The sequence below is a fragment of the Paenibacillus sp. FSL H8-0259 genome, from assembly GCF_037963255.1.
Classification (GTDB): domain Bacteria; phylum Bacillota; class Bacilli; order Paenibacillales; family Paenibacillaceae; genus Paenibacillus_AQ; species Paenibacillus_AQ phytohabitans.
In genome coordinates this window covers 3,575,382-3,591,430 of sequence record NZ_CP150147.1, presented here as the reverse complement: position 1 = coordinate 3,591,430, position 16,049 = coordinate 3,575,382, and the positions used below count along the sequence as shown (strand labels likewise).

Sequence of the window (16,049 nt, the reverse complement as noted above, 5' to 3'; positions counted from 1 at the left end):
CATCCGCCCAGGATTATTGCGCACTCTTCAAGCTGTTCAGCACATACTCCAGCTGCTGCTTGCATTCATATCTATATTTAGGGACAATCGCTTCCAGACGTCCAGCATAGCTGACCGGGAAGCGCTCAATCAGTTTGAATAAGTAGAGCTCAAATGTGTAAGCTGTATGAACATTTTTATTCTCAAGGGCTGTCATCAGCAGCTCAAGACGCTCCGGCTCCGGCACCCCGGCCCTCTCCAGACCCTTGAAAATATTAGAAAGGAGATCATAAGTCGTGCGTTTAAATGGCTCCTGCAGCTTGCCAAGCAGGTAGTCCCGCACGCCCTTATGACCCGGCCGGGCAAAAGCGCTTGCCAGGTTCACCGCATCATGCTGAATGAACCAGTCCAGCCAGCGGGAATCCCAGGCTGCCGCAATTTCCTCGGCTGACAGCATCTCCCTGCTGTAAGGCTGCCTGATTCCTGCAGCATCCCACTCTACCTCATACGCCCTCCGGCGGATATCCACGACCCGCTCCTCTATCGTATTAATCAGCAGCTGGGCGCGCTGAGCCGCATCTTTGGCATCCTTGCCCACCAGCGCTTTCAATTTGTCCATAAAGGTTCCGCCGAACCGGCTATACAGCTCCTTGGGCGTCATCACCCGCTGGGCGGCGTGGAAGTAATTCGGCAGGAAACGCACACTCCGCTTCTCCAGCGCCTCCAGCTCTGCCAGTGCAGCTCCGCCCGGAGTATTCTCTTTATACCAGGCTGCCTGGTCAATGAGCGGAATCCAGCCGAGCGGGGAAAACCTGGCATATTCCTGAAGGATATAGCTGTAGATTTCATCCAGCTGCGGGCTACGCTCATGGCGAAGAGCGGTCAAGAATGGAAGAAGGCTATTCCATGCGGCCTCTGTGAGCTTCTTGTCTGCATTATTCTGCGGCGCCTTCTGCAGTTCTTCCATGAACAATGCCGCCAGCTTATCAGACACCTCTGCGGAAGCTCTGCCCGCCAGTACACCGGCAACCATCTCACGGTCCTTTTTCGCCGTGAAAGCCTCCACAAGCCGTTCACCGCCCTGCTGCGAACCGCCTGCAGCCAGCGCCGAGAAGGCAGCTTCACGGATGGCCTTCTTCTTATCTGTTGTCCACTCCAAGAGTGCATCCACATACTGCTCATGACCGGCGAGCCATTTCATAGCGGCTACCCGGATGTCTTCACTGCCGCTTCCGGCGATGCGGAACATCTCCTCCAGATACCGGTCTCCTCCCACCTTGCCGATCACCTCAAGCTTGCGGACCTCGCTCCTGCCGCCGGCTGGATCCAAGCTTTCGAACAGGAATCCGGCAATGTCCGGTCCATAGGACGGAAGAATATCGGTCATCGCAAAGTCTGCAAGTTCCGAATAAGGATCGTTCAGCGCCGAGACTGCCGGCGGCAGCAGCCGCAAATCCTGAAAAACACCTTCCTTGAAAGCATCAATTACAATTTCATATCTTCCGCTTCCCGTTGTGCTGAGCGCCTGCTGAACGGCACCAATCTTGCGGTAGGGCTGATTCGTCTTAAGTTCAAAGCTCAAGGCCGGCAAAGGTCCAGGGGTTCCGTCAACTGCTGTTGTCCCCTGGGTATACAGCACCGACTCCAGCAGCAGCGTAAGCTCCTGCAGTTGAACACCGGGAGCGGCCTCTTCAGCACCGTCAGGCTCCAGCAATGAAGCCACGCCCTCGCCCAGCTTCTTAAAGACCGGTGCGCGTTCCCCCAGCTGCTGAAACTGCGGAAGCAGTCGTTTCAGGCGGAAGTCTCCAGCCGCTAACCCGCTTCCGGCAATATACAGTCTTCTAATCTCCTGATGCAGCTCCTGTAATAACGCTGTGCTCATGGACTGTCCTCCTATATGAATGAACTTGAGTTTAATTAGAGTTCAGATGCTCGCCGCTGTCCTTCCTTGAACTTCTAATACAGCAACCGGATGATTTCTTCACCCTTAATGACTGTCAGCGGCTGGGCAGTCAGCCTTCCCTTGTCCAGGTTATGCTCGAACATCACCAGCAGGTAGCAATCCGTATGCGCGGCAGCCGGCACAAACGGCAGCATATGCACGGTTCCCTGCGGCAGGGACGGAATATCCTCCAGCGCCAGCCTGCTGCCGGATTCATCCGTTATGACATATTGGCCGCTCTCCGTAATGCCCAGACTGGCGGCATGCAGCAGCATCACCGGCAGCTTATCGCTGAGCGGATTCTTGATCTGGTTCTTCACCATCTTGACAGCTTCCGCGTAGGAGCGGTGAGCCTGGGCAGTAGCCCGTTCTATATCCGGGCCTTGCACTGTTCTTGGAGACATGGCTTCAAAACGGACCCGGGCATTCATATCTCCCGGATAAGTATATAGCTGAGGGACCACAGCAATCTCAAAGAAGCTGTCTTCCTCACGCATCAGCTTAGCGGCCTTATACGGCCGGTAATTGACCGTCCGGTGGATCTTCCCGCCTTCCGCAGTGAGGTCCACCCAATACCCGAGATCTACATATTCCAGCCGGGCCATATCATTGAAGCTGTAGAAGGCGAGCTGCAGCAGCTCTGCCCCTTCCTTCACCAGTCCGTATTCCTTCAGTTCACTCAGCTGCCAGGCATGCCCCAGCCACTCATCGATGGTCGATTCATGGTCGAGTGCATGCTCCGGGTCCTCGCTCCGGGCCAGCAGATACGCCCGGCCCTTCTTAATAAATGCATGAAGCCGTGACAGCTGCTCCATCGCATATGTATAGTTCTGTTCCTGGTCCTTGCCGCCGAACATGAGAATCGTGAACCGTCGCAGCTCAATCTGTGCTCCTGACAGATAATAGTTGCCAAGCTGCTTCACCTGCTCCTGAATCGTCTTCATGCTCGAACGGTCAATGGTGGACAGTCCGCCGCGGACGAACCCCAGCACCAGCTTCTCAAGCATATCGAGCCCTTCAAGCTGGGCGGTAATTTTTTTCTTAAGCGCGGATTTGTTAACCTTCTTTGGCTTAGGGTCTGCCCCTTCGGCCGCCTGCTTCACCTTATTCTCTTCCCGCTTCTCAGCCTTCTCACGTTTGGAGGCTATGTCCTCAGGGACGGGGGCGGGGCTGAACGTCTGACCTTCGGCCTTGGCATAGAGCAGCCCTAACGCATGCTTACAGGGAAACTGGCGGCTGGGGCAGCTGCAGCGGAATACCGGATTGTCCGGCACGATGAAATCCACAGAACACTCATAGGGAGTCTTGCCGCTCCCTGCACATTTTCCAAACAGCAGCTCTCCGTCCTCCGACTGATGGAGCTCTATGAAGCTTTTTTTGCGGACCAGACCTTGACCGTTCTTGATGGCTGCAGCATTGGGTGCAAGTGAATCAACGTATGATGAAGTAAGTTCAGGCAAATCAGATTCCTCCCGGCTGAAATAGGATGTACGCGGCATAAATAGGAGTGCGGTTATGACACATGCAAGTTATTACCCAACTTCAACGGATAAGATCACATGTTTGCATTTATCTTAGCAAAAATATTCCACCGATCCAATCCAGAAGACTGTCACAGGGTTAAAATAGTTAATATGACCTAGCTTACTTATCCAGTTAGCGCAGGCAGGGAATAAGTGTATTTCGTACAGTTAAAAACAGGCTTTCCAGCGGATTTGTTCCGTTAATTGTATTCTGTACAACTAAAAATTACGAAAAGTGATCATTCAACGAAAGGCAGTCTATATAAGTGTATAAAATACAGTTATCCTGCTTAACTCGTACTTTCAGGCGATTTTAGTTGCACTAAATGCAGTTAGAGCCAGGCTGGTTTCTCTGCTTCAAGCAAAGTCCGGGTCTGCTCCACTCCTTACGTCTGCCCGTCTGCCCTACCACTAGAATAAGCCTTGTCTCTGTCTGCAAAAAAAAGAAACGGCCCGCTGTCACAGAAGACAGCTGCCGTTTCAATATTCCAAGCAAGTTATTTTATTTAAACCAGCCTTTTTCCTTAAAGCGCGTGATCGCTTCAATCCGGTTGCCGACATCCAGCTTGTCCAGGATCACAGAGATATAGTTGCGGACCGTTCCGGTCGTAATATACAGCTGGCTGGCGATCTCCTTCGTATTCTTGCCGTCTGCGATCAGCCCCAGCACTTCCTTCTCACGCTGCGTGAGCGGATTAGCTTCGCTGCTGTAAGCCTCATCCATCAGCTCCGGCGCATATATCCGTCTGCCGTCCATCACATTGCGGATCGACAAGGCCAACTCTTCGCTTGGACTGTCTTTGAGCAGATAGGCATCAACTCCGGCTTTGACCGCACGTTCGAAATAACCGGTCCGGGCAAACGTGGTCAGAATCATGATTTTGCAGCCCGATCCCTTCAGTGCTTCCGCCGCTTCGAGACCTGTCATGGCCGGCATTTCAATATCCATGATGCAAATATCCGGCTGATGCTGCTTCACCAGCTTCACGGCCTCTTCCCCGTTGCCTGCCCGGCCCACAACCTTCATATCCTCCTCCAGATCCAGGAGGGCAGCGAGCGCCCCCAGCAGCATGCGCTGATCTTCGGCAATCACTATCGTAATCATTACACGTTTACCTCCATTTCCGGCCGCTGTGCAACATTGGGCACCTTAATGACAATCGTTGTTCCTTCGTCACGCACCACTTCCATACTGCCGTTGACGAATTCAAGCCGTTCCCTCATCCCTTGAAGCCCATGACCTTTATGGTAGTGATTAGTCCCTTCAATTCCCGCGCCGTTATCCTTCACCTTGATGATCAGGTCGGTCCGGGAAGGTTCAATCTGAATCAGGCACAGCGAGGCACCGCTATGTTTGACCACATTGTTCACGGCCTCCTTCATACACATGCTCAGCACATTCTCGGTAATCAGGGAAGTGTTGGTCAGGTTAGGGTCACCCTCCAGCATGTAGCCAATCTCTGCCGCCTGGAGTAATTGCCGGATACGGATCAACTCATCTTCAAGCCGGATGCCCCGCATCTGGGTAATCATTTCCCGGACTTCCTTGAGGGCGCTGCGGGCCGTCATCCGGACATCATTAATTTCGATCTGGGCCTGCGCCGGATTCTTGGTGATCAGCTTGCCTGCCAGGTCACTCTTAAGGCCAATCAGCGACAGCCGCTGCCCCAGCGTATCATGCAGATCACGGGAGATCCGCTGGCGCTCCTCCATAATGACCAGCTCGGAGATCCGTTTGTTGGCATCCTCCAGCTGTCCCTGCAGCTTATCCTGATTGTTGCGGTTATAGGTCGTGACCGGCAGCAGCACCACGGCAATGATACTGACCAGCACGAACGGCAGCTGCGAGAGGAACACGGGATTACGCGTAATCAGCTCATAGTTGATGGCCACGATCGTTGTCAGCAGATGAATCGAGTACAGGGTGAAGAACGCGGCCCTTTTCTGGATATTTCCGATGAAAAAAGCCAGGAACAGCGCAAAGTACATATACCCGAAGAGCAGCGTCATCGTTATCGAGACAACAATCTGCACACTGGTCCAGAAATAGACTACCCATCCTTTCGATTTAAACGCCAGCACATAGCAGGCGAAGAAGACGATAATCATCAGAATTCCGTATACCCAGCGGCCTGCCGAGGCCGAGCGAAAGATCGAATAGAACGGAAGAATGTAAAAAACGACCCATACATAGGGGCTCAGTCCCGTGCTTTTATGAAAAATATGATGCCACTTCTGCATGTTAGCCATCCTTTTTGCCAGCAAGATTATACCCCCATTTTAGCATAAACGAACCTGCAACCGGCAATTCCACGCAATGTTTCGGACAAAAAGAAAGAACAGGCCCGGCAACTGCGCTCCCGGTCCTGCCTTCCTCTTCTGTGGCGGCTACTATTTACTCTGGAATCCCGGTTTGATTACCTTCAATACCTCGGCTGCCGCAGGCTTCTTCTGCTGCAGCCGCTGCTTCATTTCCTTGAAGCTGACGAACGTTTTGTGCTCCTCATCCCACAGACGGTATTTCAAGGCCTGCAGACTGGTGCTGAGTGTAATGGTTGTCGCTTTTTGCAGCGGCGGGGTGGCATTATGGGCCAATTCCAGGTTATAGTTAGGCACCTTCGGACTTAAATGATGCACATGATGAAAACCGATATTGCCGGTAATCCACTGCAGCAGCTTCGGCAGCTTATAGTAGGAGCTTCCTTCTACTGCGGCGTTGACATAGCTCCATTCCTCATCATGCGCGAAGTAGGTATCTTCAAACTGATGCTGCACATAGAACAGCCAAATGCCGAGAAAACCGGAGACGAACACAACCGGCAGCTGCACCAGCAGGAATGCCTGCCAACCGACAAGCATAATCATCGTACCGTACAGAGCCACTATCGAGACATTCGTCAAATACGTATTCATGCGTTCCTTGCGTCTGGCACCTTTGGCGTTGAAACGGTACTGGATCACGAAGACGGCAATGGGTCCGAGTACAAACAAAACCAGAGGGTTACGATAGATCCGGTAGTATAGTCGCTGTAGCGGTTTCGCGGCTGCATATTCATCCACGGTCATAATCCAGATGTCGCCGGTGCCTCTTTTGTCGAGGTTGCTGCTTCCCGCATGATGTATCGAATGGCTGTGCTTCCACTGGCGGTAAGGGACCAGAGTGAGCACACCGGTTATTGTTCCGAAAATATCGTTCGCTTTGCGGTTCTTGAAGAATGAGCCGTGACAGCAGTCATGACAAATAATAAAGGTGCGGATGACAAAACCTGCAGCCGGAATGGCGAACAGCAGCGTCAGCCAGTAGGAAACGGATAAGCTGAAATAAGCAGCAGTCCATAGGAGCACTAGTGGTCCAAGTGTATTAATGAGCTGGTAGATGCTCGCTTTACGGTCTGTTTTTTCGTAAGGGGCTACGCTTTTCTTCAAGCTGGAGAGCTGGGATGTCTGGTTTGTAGTCATCGGGATCGTTTCCTCCTCGGATGCATCCATTCAAGGATACTTATCTCTCTACATTATAGAGAAGAAAGTGTCACCCCTGTAAGTCACAAACATCAACCCCGGTGTATGACATATGTCATAGTCACCCCTGAAGAGATTGCCGTCCGGACTCCTTCGCCCTGACCATCGGCAGCAGAATCAGCATCGCGATCAGGAACAGTATGCCGCTTCCGGTGAATACCGTGAACAGCGAGAAGGCTTCCTTCAAATAACCTGCCGCAGACATTCCGATCACCATAAAGCCCATGAACATCGGCCCCATAATACCGCCAACCCTGCCCATAAAGCCGGCCTCGGTATTCCGCAGAATCAGTGTGTTGATGCCGATATGGATACACGGGTAAAAGAATCCGGTCAGCGTCTGCAGTGTGATCGTCAATGCTGTATGATGCGACCACCCCACGCCGACCGTTCCAGCCGCACTGACCAGGAGGCCGAAGGCCAGCATTGTCTGTGGTTTCACGGCTTTGCCTTTGCTCATAATAAGCATTCCGCCGAGCAGCATCGATGCCCCGTTCGCCATCATGATCCATTGCAGGAACCCTCTGTCCCTGCCCAGATTCTCAATGATTACGAATACCCCCAGCGGCTGAATCAGCCCTGCGGCAAGCCCCGCAAACGCAAAAGCCGCGCCCAGATTCCTCAGCACCCGGCTCGAACGCACATAATCCAGTCCGGATTTCATTTCAGCCATGATCCCGTTCCGTGTCTTTCCGGCCTGCTGCGGCGCGTCTTTGGGCAGCAGGCCCAGTATGAGCGCAGAGCCAATGAACATACCGCCCATTACAGCCAGCGATACCTCAATCCCGTAATGATTATAGATGAAAGCGCCGATTACCGGACCAATTACCATAAAGAAAGCAGACAGCGACTGGAACATGGCCATCACACTCTGCAGCTGATTTTCAGGCACATGCTGTTTGAACAGCTTCATCGCAGAAGGCTGCGAGAACTGTGACAATATAGCTGATACCAGGGTGGCCAGCAGCAGTGCTCTCCACGATCCGGATATGACAACTACCAGCACTACAAAGACGGAACATGCCGATAACGCATCACTGATCATCATCGTCCGTTTGGGCAGCCACCTGTCCGCGAAGGTACCGCCTATAATGGCAAACAGAAAGATCGGAGCATATTCGGCCACCGAAATGAGCGAGACATAGAAGGGATCATTATGCGTAATATCCGTCACATACAGCAGAATCGCAAAGTTCCTCACCCATACTCCGAGCTGCAGCAATACCCTTGACATAATAATCGTTCTTACATATTTGTTCCTTAACACGATCCTATCCCCCATACATTAATATAGACTAAATAGATATATATCTAATCTGTTTATTAATATATAGATATTAAGTTATTTTGTCTAGTTATAAAATAGATTATTATTTCATTGATCTAATTCAAAACTGTGAATGTAGCTCGAATCCTATAACGTCACAGACGGACACTGTTCCATAAAAAAGCTCCGATCAAGTGAAAGATCCTGGAGCTTGTAGAGCTTGTGCGGCTTGTTCAGCTTATAAGATATTAAGAAGACCACCGCACATTACTTCATTTAGATTACTATTGGGCTGCCTCCAGCAAACAAACTCCCCTTATCCTCCTCATTTTTCCGTGGAGGCACATTGTGTTCGATTTTTCGCATGTATTTGGCCCTAACACCCTCGCGGAGGCACATTGTATTCGGTTTTTCGCATACATTCGGCCTGATTATCCTCGGGGAAGCTCATTGTGTTCGGTTTTTCGCATACATTTGGCCCTAACACCCTCGCGGAGGCACATTGTGTTCGGTTTTTCGCATACATTTGGCCCTAACACCCTCGCGGAGGCACATTGTGTTCGGTTTTTCGCATACATTTGGCCGGATTACCTTCGCGATAGCACATTGTATTCGGTTTTTCGTATACATTTGACCTAACACCCTCGCGGAGGCACATTGTGTTCGGTTTTTCGCATACATTTGGCCGGATTACCTTCGCGATAGCACATTGTATTCGGTTTTTCGTATACATTTGACCTGATTACCCTCGCGGAGGCACATTGTATTCGGTTTTTCGCATACATTTGGCTCGTCTACCTTCGTGGAAGCACATTGTATTCGGTTTTTCGCATACATTTGGCCCGATAACCTTCGCTGAGGCGCATTGTATTCGGTTTTTCGCATACATTTGGCCCGATAACCTTCGCGGAAACACATTGTGTTCGGTTTTTCGCATACATTCGGCCTGATTATCCTAGCGGAAGCTCATTGTATTCGATTTTTCGCATACATTCTCCACAGCCCCCTAATGAAGTTGGAGTCCTCCCCCATAAAAATGTAGACTGAATACAGGAGGAGGATGAACACAATGGGACACTTAACGGGAACAAGAGAGAAGGCAGCGCAAGAGGTGTTGTCTGGCATTAAGGCAGCGGTGGTTGCCCGAAAATATGGGGTGACCCCAGCGACGGTGAATCAGTGGGTGAGAGATTACCGAGGGGCCCATGGGGAACAAGATCATCCGTATCCCCAGGAGCAGGTGGAGGAACTAAAGCGCCTCCTGGAAGTGGAGCAGAAATACGAGAAGGCCGTCAAGATACTCGGCGAAAAGGAGTTAGAGATTGAGATTCTGCGTGAACTGCTAAAAAAGCCAACCCCTGCTTATCCGAAAAAATCGAGGTAGCCGACATGTTCATTAAGCAGGGGAATACCGCAGCTTTGGTACTGCGTCTCATGGGGCTAGCAGAGTCCACGTACTACGACCGTAAGAAACGCAGGTCACTGTCCCCAAAGGCCGATCAAGGGGGCGTGGAAGACCCCAGCCAGGCTACTCCTTTAACGAGTCTGGGGAAAAGATTAGTGACGAGGAGATCCAGGAATGGCTGCTGGAATTAATCGCTGGAGAAGAGCACGTGTACGGGTACAAACTCCTGGCCAAGTGCTTGTGGAACCAGCACCGATTGAAGCTCAATCACAAGAAAAGCTACCGGCTGTGTCAGGAGCTGGATATCCTGCAGCCCCAGCGTCAGAAGCGCTTTAAGCATCCCCGGAAGCTGCCGGAGAACCGAGTCATTACAGGAGCGAGCCAGCTCTGGCAGATGGACATTAAATACGGGTATGTGGAGGGACGTGACCGGCATTTCTTTGTCCTGAGCATTATCGATGTGTTTACCCGTGTCATCGTCGGCTACCACCGGGGATCGTCGTGTGAGGCCAAGCACGCCTGCCAGACGCTGGCGCGCGCCATGGAGCATCACTGCGCCCCTGACAGCGCTCGCCCTGTGATCCGCACCGACAACGGCCCACAGTTCATCAGCCACCTGTTTGGCGACATGTGTGAAAGCTGGGAAATGACCCATGAACGTATTCCGCCTCGAACGCCGGATTTAAATGCTTTTATTGAATCATTCCACAGTAATATCGATCGGGATTTGTTCCGCAAAGAGGCATTCGAAACGTTCGAAGAGGCCTATGAAGCGGTGGACCGGTACATGGACTTTTACAACAATCGCAGAATGCATACGAGCCTTCGTAACCTGCCGCCAGCTACCTTTGCAGAGTGGGTGCTGACCCTAGAAGACCGCTCCCGCTTCTTCTGGCCGAGAGAAAAAGCGAAATAAAGAGCATATCTACAACAAGTACTGATTTTATACGGAGGACTCCGGGATAAGGGGGTCGCACCGCATTTGGCTCGTCTACCTTCGCGGAAGCACATTGTATTCGGTTTTTCGCATACATTTGGCCGGATTACCCTCGCGGAGGCACATTGTATTCGGTTTTTCGCATACATTTGGCTCGTCTACCTTCGTGGAAGCACATTGTATTCGGTTTTTCGCATACATTTGGCCCGATAACCTTCGCTGAGGCGCATTGTATTCGGTTTTTCGCATACATTTGGCCCGATAACCTTCGCGGAAACACATTGTGTTCGGTTTTTCGCATACATTTGGCCCTAACACCCTCGCGGAGGCACATTGTATTCGGTTTTTCGCATACATTTGGCTTGATTACCCTCGCAGAGGCACATTGTATTCGGTTTTTCGCATACATTGGCCCGGTTACCTTCGCAGTAGCACATTGTATTCGGTTTTTCGCATACATTGGCACTCCCTTGGATCGCGTCCGGTGAAACCAGAGGGGATACTGCAATTATCTTCAGTTATATACCCATAAAAAAAAGCACCCGAAGGTGCTCAATGTGCTCGTGCTCGTCCTTATGCTTATATTCTTATGTTCCTATGTTCCTATGTTCCTACGTTCCTATGTTCCTACGTTCCTACGTTCCAACTTCCTATCTTTCCTTATCTACTCTTTACAGTTAGAGCCGCCCCGCTGCATCATGCCTGCTTCACATGCTCCTCACGATACTCCGTCGGCGTCTTGCCCGTAGCCTTCTTGAACACTTGCGTGAAATACCGCGGGTCCTGATAACCGACCATTGGAGCCACCTGATAGACCTTCACCGTACTGTTCTGCAGAATGTACTTGGCGTTCTCCATCCGGCAGTGGGTGACGAATTCCAGGAAGGTATAGCCCGAGATTTGTTTGAACAGGGTGCAGAAATGGCTGATGCTGAGATCGGCCACCTCGGACACTTCCTCGATGCTGAGATCCTTGTGGTAATTGGATTCAATGTACCGTTTGACTTTCTCAATGATGCTGCGCCCGTCTTCGCGGGCTGCCGTACTGTGACTCTGCTGCAGCCATTCGCGGAATTCCGTCTTGAGCGCTTCAATCATATCCGACAGTGTTCCCAAGCCGTGAAGCTTACTTAAGAGACCCTCTACCGACCATTCATTATGCGTGTTCAGATGCTCGAACTGCCGGTACAGCACCACACTCATCTCAATAATCAGGCGTTCCGCCAGCTGCTGCGGCAGGGCCTGGGATTCTATGAAGACAGACATCTCATCAAAGAGGGCAAGCATACGCTCCAGGTTCAGTGTGCGGATGCTCTCAATCAGCGAGAGCTCCAGCTCCTTGGGATATTTCACCTCACGGCTGCCGGCTGCCGCAGTCTCCTCTTCGATGAACACGCCCGCCTGCCCGGAATAGAATCGCTGATACAAGGCTTGTGCGGCCAAGGGATACACCGTGCTTAACTGATCTATCCCCCGGGTGGTGCGGCTGATGCCCACAGAGCAGTTCAGCTTAGAGTAACGCTTGATACCGTTGATCAGCTGTTCACCTAGCGCTCTTTTGCCGGTGCTGATGGCGGCAGGGAAGAGCAGGATCCACTCCCCGTTATAGAACGGGAAGATCGACAGCGCCCCGTTCTCCAGCGACCATTCCTCCAGGATATTGCGGACCGCGAACAGCCAGAGATGCTTCTCTTCTGCACTCCACTTGGCCGTGAGGCCGGCATAGTCGTCCAGACGGACAACGGCCATGAAATATTCTTCCTCAAGCTCACTGTTCTCCAGCCACTTCAGATGCTGCAGCGGGCGCGGATTGCCGAGCGTGAACTCGGCCAGCATCCGCTCGCGGGCAAGCAGCGACAAGGTCTGGACGGAGAGCATCAGCTGCTCATTCTCCTTCTGGCGGTCGAGCCGTTCTCTGGCCCGGGTGAGCATCACCGCCAGCTCCTCATGATCAATCGGCTTCAGCAGGTAATCAAACGCGCCAAGCCTTAAGGCTTCCCTGGCATACTCGAACTCACCGTAGCCGCTGATGAAGATGAAGATCAGCTTGGAGCTGCGCGGCAGCACCTCTTTCATCAGCGCAATCCCGTCTATGACCGGCATGCGGATATCACTGATGATGATCTGCGGTGAGGTCTCCTGAATCAGCTGCAGAGCGGCCTCCCCGTTCTTCGCTTCACCAGCAATAGTCAAACCCAGCTCTTCCCAAGGAATCGCAACCTTCAGGCTGCGCAGAATAATCGGCTCATCATCCACGAGCAATACTTTATATTTCTCCTGATGCTCACTCATTTTATTGCACCCCCCCAGGCTTTATTGAACGTCCGAGCTCCGGATTAGATTCCAGTATTGCTTGGACGCGTCTTGCAGCTCCTGCAGAGCCTGACCGGCCTGCATTCCTCCACCGATCATCTCTTCAATCACACTTAAGAATGTCTTCTTCACTTCAGGAGACAACAGATTATCGTAGGGTACGAAGCTCTGGTGGCTCTCTTCCATCAGCTCCATCACCTGGGCGAATACCGGTCCGGTCTTATGCGGATCGAAGGCAATCCGCATTGAAGGTATTCTTAGGCCTTCATACACAATACGCGTCTGGATTTCCTTGGTATAAAAGCCTTTCATCAGCTCCAGCGCAGCTTCCCGTTTCGCACCGGTGAGGCTCGATGACAGCCCGATCCCCATGGTGTAGCCGCCGGCAATCGACGGCTCCGCCCCTTTGACCATTGCCGGAAACGGAATCACACCCACCTGATTCTGGAATTCCGCCGGGGCTGTCTGGCCTGAGAAAAGGTTGATGTCCCAGTTTCCGTTAAGATACATCGCCGCCTTCCCGTCAGTGAACAGACGCACTGCATTCTCGGTTGACGTATCGTTGGATTCGCTGCTAAAAGCGCCCTCGCCGATCCACCGGTTCAGATGCTGGAAGGCCTTCATATAGCCGCTGTTCTGAAATCCGGCTTCACTCTCGCCTGTCACCAGCTCCTGAATCAGCTCCGGCCCGGCATAGCGGTCCATTAAGTAATGGGCGAAGATCCCGGCAGGCCAGCGGTCCTCATTCCCCAGGGCGAACGGGATATAGCCCGCCTGCTTCAGCTTCACAATCGTCTCGTCCAGTTCCGCCACTGTTTCCGGAATTTCCAGTCCAAGCTTATGAAAAATAGTTTTGTTGTAATAGAGCGGCTCTGCATTGCCTTCGATGGGCAGGCCATAAATATGTTTGTTAAAGGTCCACAGATGCAGGTCCTTAAACTGATTGCTTAGTCCGTTCTGGTCCGTGAACTCGGTCAGATCCATCAGCCGGTTCGAGCGGACATAGGGCTCAATCTCCGCCCCGCCGAACAAAACGAACATATCCGGCGGCGTACCCGTCACCATCTCGCTTTTAAGCTTCTGTTCCCGGTGAATGTTCTGGTCCAGTCCTTCGAAGTTCACCTTCACGTTCGGATGGCTCTCCTGGTAGCTCCGCACAACCTCCTCGAAGATGGCCAGCAGCGGCCGGTCATGCTCTTTGTTCCAGAAGTGCCGGAAGGTTAAGGTGATTTTCTCGGGAGAGTTATCTTCAATCGGCTCCCGGTCCTCCTGCATAATGAACCAGACCGCACCGGACATGAGCACGATGTAGAGCAGAATCCACCCCCAGTTGGTCAACCATCTCGCAACGTTCCGTTGGTCCTTCATTCCGTTTCTCCTTCTCATGATGGCTGAATCTTCGGAATGCGGATACAAACCGCTGATCCGAAGCCGGGGGATGAGCAGACCAGAATGCCATAAGGATTGCCGAACCGGATGTTCAGGCGTTCATGTACATTCTTCAGCCCCACCCCGCTGTCGCTGTATTTTCTCAGATTGGCACGTTCCTTGTTCCACTGGCTCATCAGCACGGCAAGGTCAAAGCCCGGCCCGTTATCCTTGACGATTATAATGATATCCTTGCCGTTCTCCTGGGCTTTGACCGTAATGGTGCCATGCTCCTCCATCTGCTCAATGGCATGATATAAAGCGTTTTCTACGATTGGCTGGACAATCAGCTTCTGGGTCATCACCATCTTCAGGGAATCGGGCAGGTCCAGCTCATACGAGAATTTCTCTTCGAAACGGAACTTCTGAATATCAAGATAGTGGCGGACATGCTCGAACTCCATTTGCAGCGGAATCAGCTCCTGATTCTGGCTGATGCTGATGCGCAGCAGCCTGCCGAGCGAGATGACCATTTTGCTGATATCCCTGTTGCCGGCCAGCACCGCCATCGAGTTAATGGATTCCAGTGAATTATAGATGAAATGCGGGTTAATCTGCGCCATCAGCGCCTGCATCTCCGCTTCCTTCTTGCGCCCCTGCTCGGTCTGTACCTGCTCGATCAGCTCATTGATCTGCGAGCTCATCCGGTTGAAGCCGTCGATCAGCGAATCGCTCTCATCATTGGCACGGAGCGGCACCGTGATCGGCATGAATATCCCCTGCTTGACCCGCTTCATCCCGTTCACCGCACTGTTAATGCTGCGGACGAGCCTGCGGATGAAATAATGGTCGAACAGAAAAGCAGACAGCAGCGATACCATCCCAAGAATAATGGCGATATTGCGGATGGACACCGATTCCGATGAAATCAGATTCATCGGGGTAATCGCGGCCAGATACCAGTCTGTATTATGTGAAGGCAGGAAAGTGATCAGAGACCGCTCTCCTTGATAATTGTCAATGTAATAGTCCTGCTCCTGGGTATAATTCTCCTGCAAAAAAGGAAAATCCGTCCTTTGTCCAATATACTCTCCGGACTTGTTGAAGACGATATTGCCCTGCTTGTTCACCAGCAGAATATCCCCTTTTTTCAGGGTCGCCGCTTCCCAGAAGATCTGATCGAGCAAATCCGGCTTGACATACACAACCAGATAGCCGATATCCTCCAGTGAATAATAATCTTTAATGACTCTGGCCTGTACCAGCACCGGTTTGCCCGCGCTTGCCGAGCCGTTCTCTCCGGGACCGGACCAGACGGGACGCCCTTCAGCGCTCTCCATCGCTCCGAACCAGACCTGTTTGTGCATATCGGCAAAAGACATCGGCGCATTATATTGATACAGCAGCCGGTCTTTACCGTACAGACTGAAGGATGTGACCATCGGATGATTGATCAGCAGATTGTTAATCTCCTGCTTGCGGTCATAGGTAAGCACAAAGTTCTGCTGCTTGAGCGATTGCTGAATCGCCGGCTGCGTGATCGCAGAATTGGTAATCGATGAAATCTCGCTGAGCGCGAACTTGAGCTTGCGGTCCGTCTCCAGCAATGAAATCCAGTAGAAATTGCTTGATTTCTTCTCCATGGCATTGGAGAAATTGACATACGTAACAATCCCCATAACGATCACGGGAATGAATACGAGAAGAATAATAGCGAACAAGATCTTGCGGCGGAGCTTCATGTATGGTCCCTTCCTCCTGCTGACTCTGTCCATTATTATTCTTCACAGCATTCT

At 51.9% G+C, this 16,049-nt stretch carries 11 protein-coding genes; 2 read left to right on the top strand and 9 right to left on the bottom strand.

Annotated elements, in window-relative coordinates:
- Positions 1 to 13: 13 nt before the first annotated feature.
- From NSU01_RS15135 to NSU01_RS15110, 6 genes are all read right to left on the bottom strand, one after another.
- Complete coding sequence (locus NSU01_RS15135) at positions 14 to 1,861, bottom strand: HEAT repeat domain-containing protein (RefSeq protein ID WP_076244712.1); 1,848 nt, start codon at positions 1,859 to 1,861, stop codon at positions 14 to 16.
- A 74-nt stretch (positions 1,862 to 1,935) separates the two neighbouring features.
- Positions 1,936 to 3,381: an SWIM zinc finger family protein gene (locus tag NSU01_RS15130; protein WP_076244709.1), complete on the bottom strand. Its 1,446-nt coding sequence runs from the start codon at positions 3,379 to 3,381 to the stop codon at positions 1,936 to 1,938.
- A gap of 565 nt (positions 3,382 to 3,946) precedes the next feature.
- Positions 3,947 to 4,549, bottom strand: a complete 603-nt coding sequence (locus tag NSU01_RS15125; protein WP_042136705.1) for a response regulator transcription factor — start codon at positions 4,547 to 4,549, stop codon at positions 3,947 to 3,949.
- The gene (locus NSU01_RS15120; RefSeq protein ID WP_042136703.1) at positions 4,549 to 5,685 is read right to left on the bottom strand and encodes a sensor histidine kinase; all 1,137 of its coding nucleotides are present in this window, start codon (positions 5,683 to 5,685) and stop codon (positions 4,549 to 4,551) included. The genes NSU01_RS15125 and NSU01_RS15120 overlap by 1 nt, the downstream gene beginning before the upstream one ends.
- Before the next feature lie 150 nt (positions 5,686 to 5,835).
- Entirely contained in the window at positions 5,836 to 6,903 is a 1,068-nt protein-coding gene (locus NSU01_RS15115) for a fatty acid desaturase (RefSeq protein WP_042136702.1), read from the bottom strand.
- Between the two features lie 121 nt (positions 6,904 to 7,024).
- Positions 7,025 to 8,230 carry an MFS transporter gene (locus NSU01_RS15110; protein WP_179093534.1) on the bottom strand — a complete coding sequence of 402 codons (1,206 nt, stop codon included), beginning with the start codon at positions 8,228 to 8,230 and terminating at the stop codon, positions 7,025 to 7,027.
- A gap of 1,069 nt (positions 8,231 to 9,299) precedes the next feature.
- Here NSU01_RS15110 and NSU01_RS15105 point away from each other — a divergent pair.
- A complete protein-coding gene (locus NSU01_RS15105; protein ID WP_052421685.1) occupies positions 9,300 to 9,614 on the top strand; it encodes a helix-turn-helix domain-containing protein in 315 nt (104 codons plus the stop codon).
- Positions 9,615 to 9,786: 172 nt separating this feature from the next.
- On the top strand, positions 9,787 to 10,551 hold the full coding sequence (locus tag NSU01_RS15100) for an IS3 family transposase (RefSeq protein WP_339303493.1): 765 nt from the start codon (positions 9,787 to 9,789) through the stop codon (positions 10,549 to 10,551).
- A gap of 717 nt (positions 10,552 to 11,268) precedes the next feature.
- Here NSU01_RS15100 and NSU01_RS15095 read toward each other — a convergent pair.
- Genes NSU01_RS15095 through NSU01_RS15085 form a run of 3 tightly spaced genes read right to left on the bottom strand, consistent with a single transcriptional unit; the run spans position 11,269 to position 15,995 of the window.
- Complete coding sequence (locus tag NSU01_RS15095; RefSeq protein ID WP_076245518.1) at positions 11,269 to 12,864, bottom strand: response regulator; 1,596 nt, start codon at positions 12,862 to 12,864, stop codon at positions 11,269 to 11,271.
- Between the two features lie 21 nt (positions 12,865 to 12,885).
- Entirely contained in the window at positions 12,886 to 14,253 is a 1,368-nt protein-coding gene (locus tag NSU01_RS15090) for an extracellular solute-binding protein (RefSeq protein WP_076245515.1), read from the bottom strand.
- Between the two features lie 14 nt (positions 14,254 to 14,267).
- Complete coding sequence (locus tag NSU01_RS15085; protein ID WP_039298143.1) at positions 14,268 to 15,995, bottom strand: sensor histidine kinase; 1,728 nt, start codon at positions 15,993 to 15,995, stop codon at positions 14,268 to 14,270.
- Between the last annotated feature and the right edge of the window lie 54 nt (positions 15,996 to 16,049).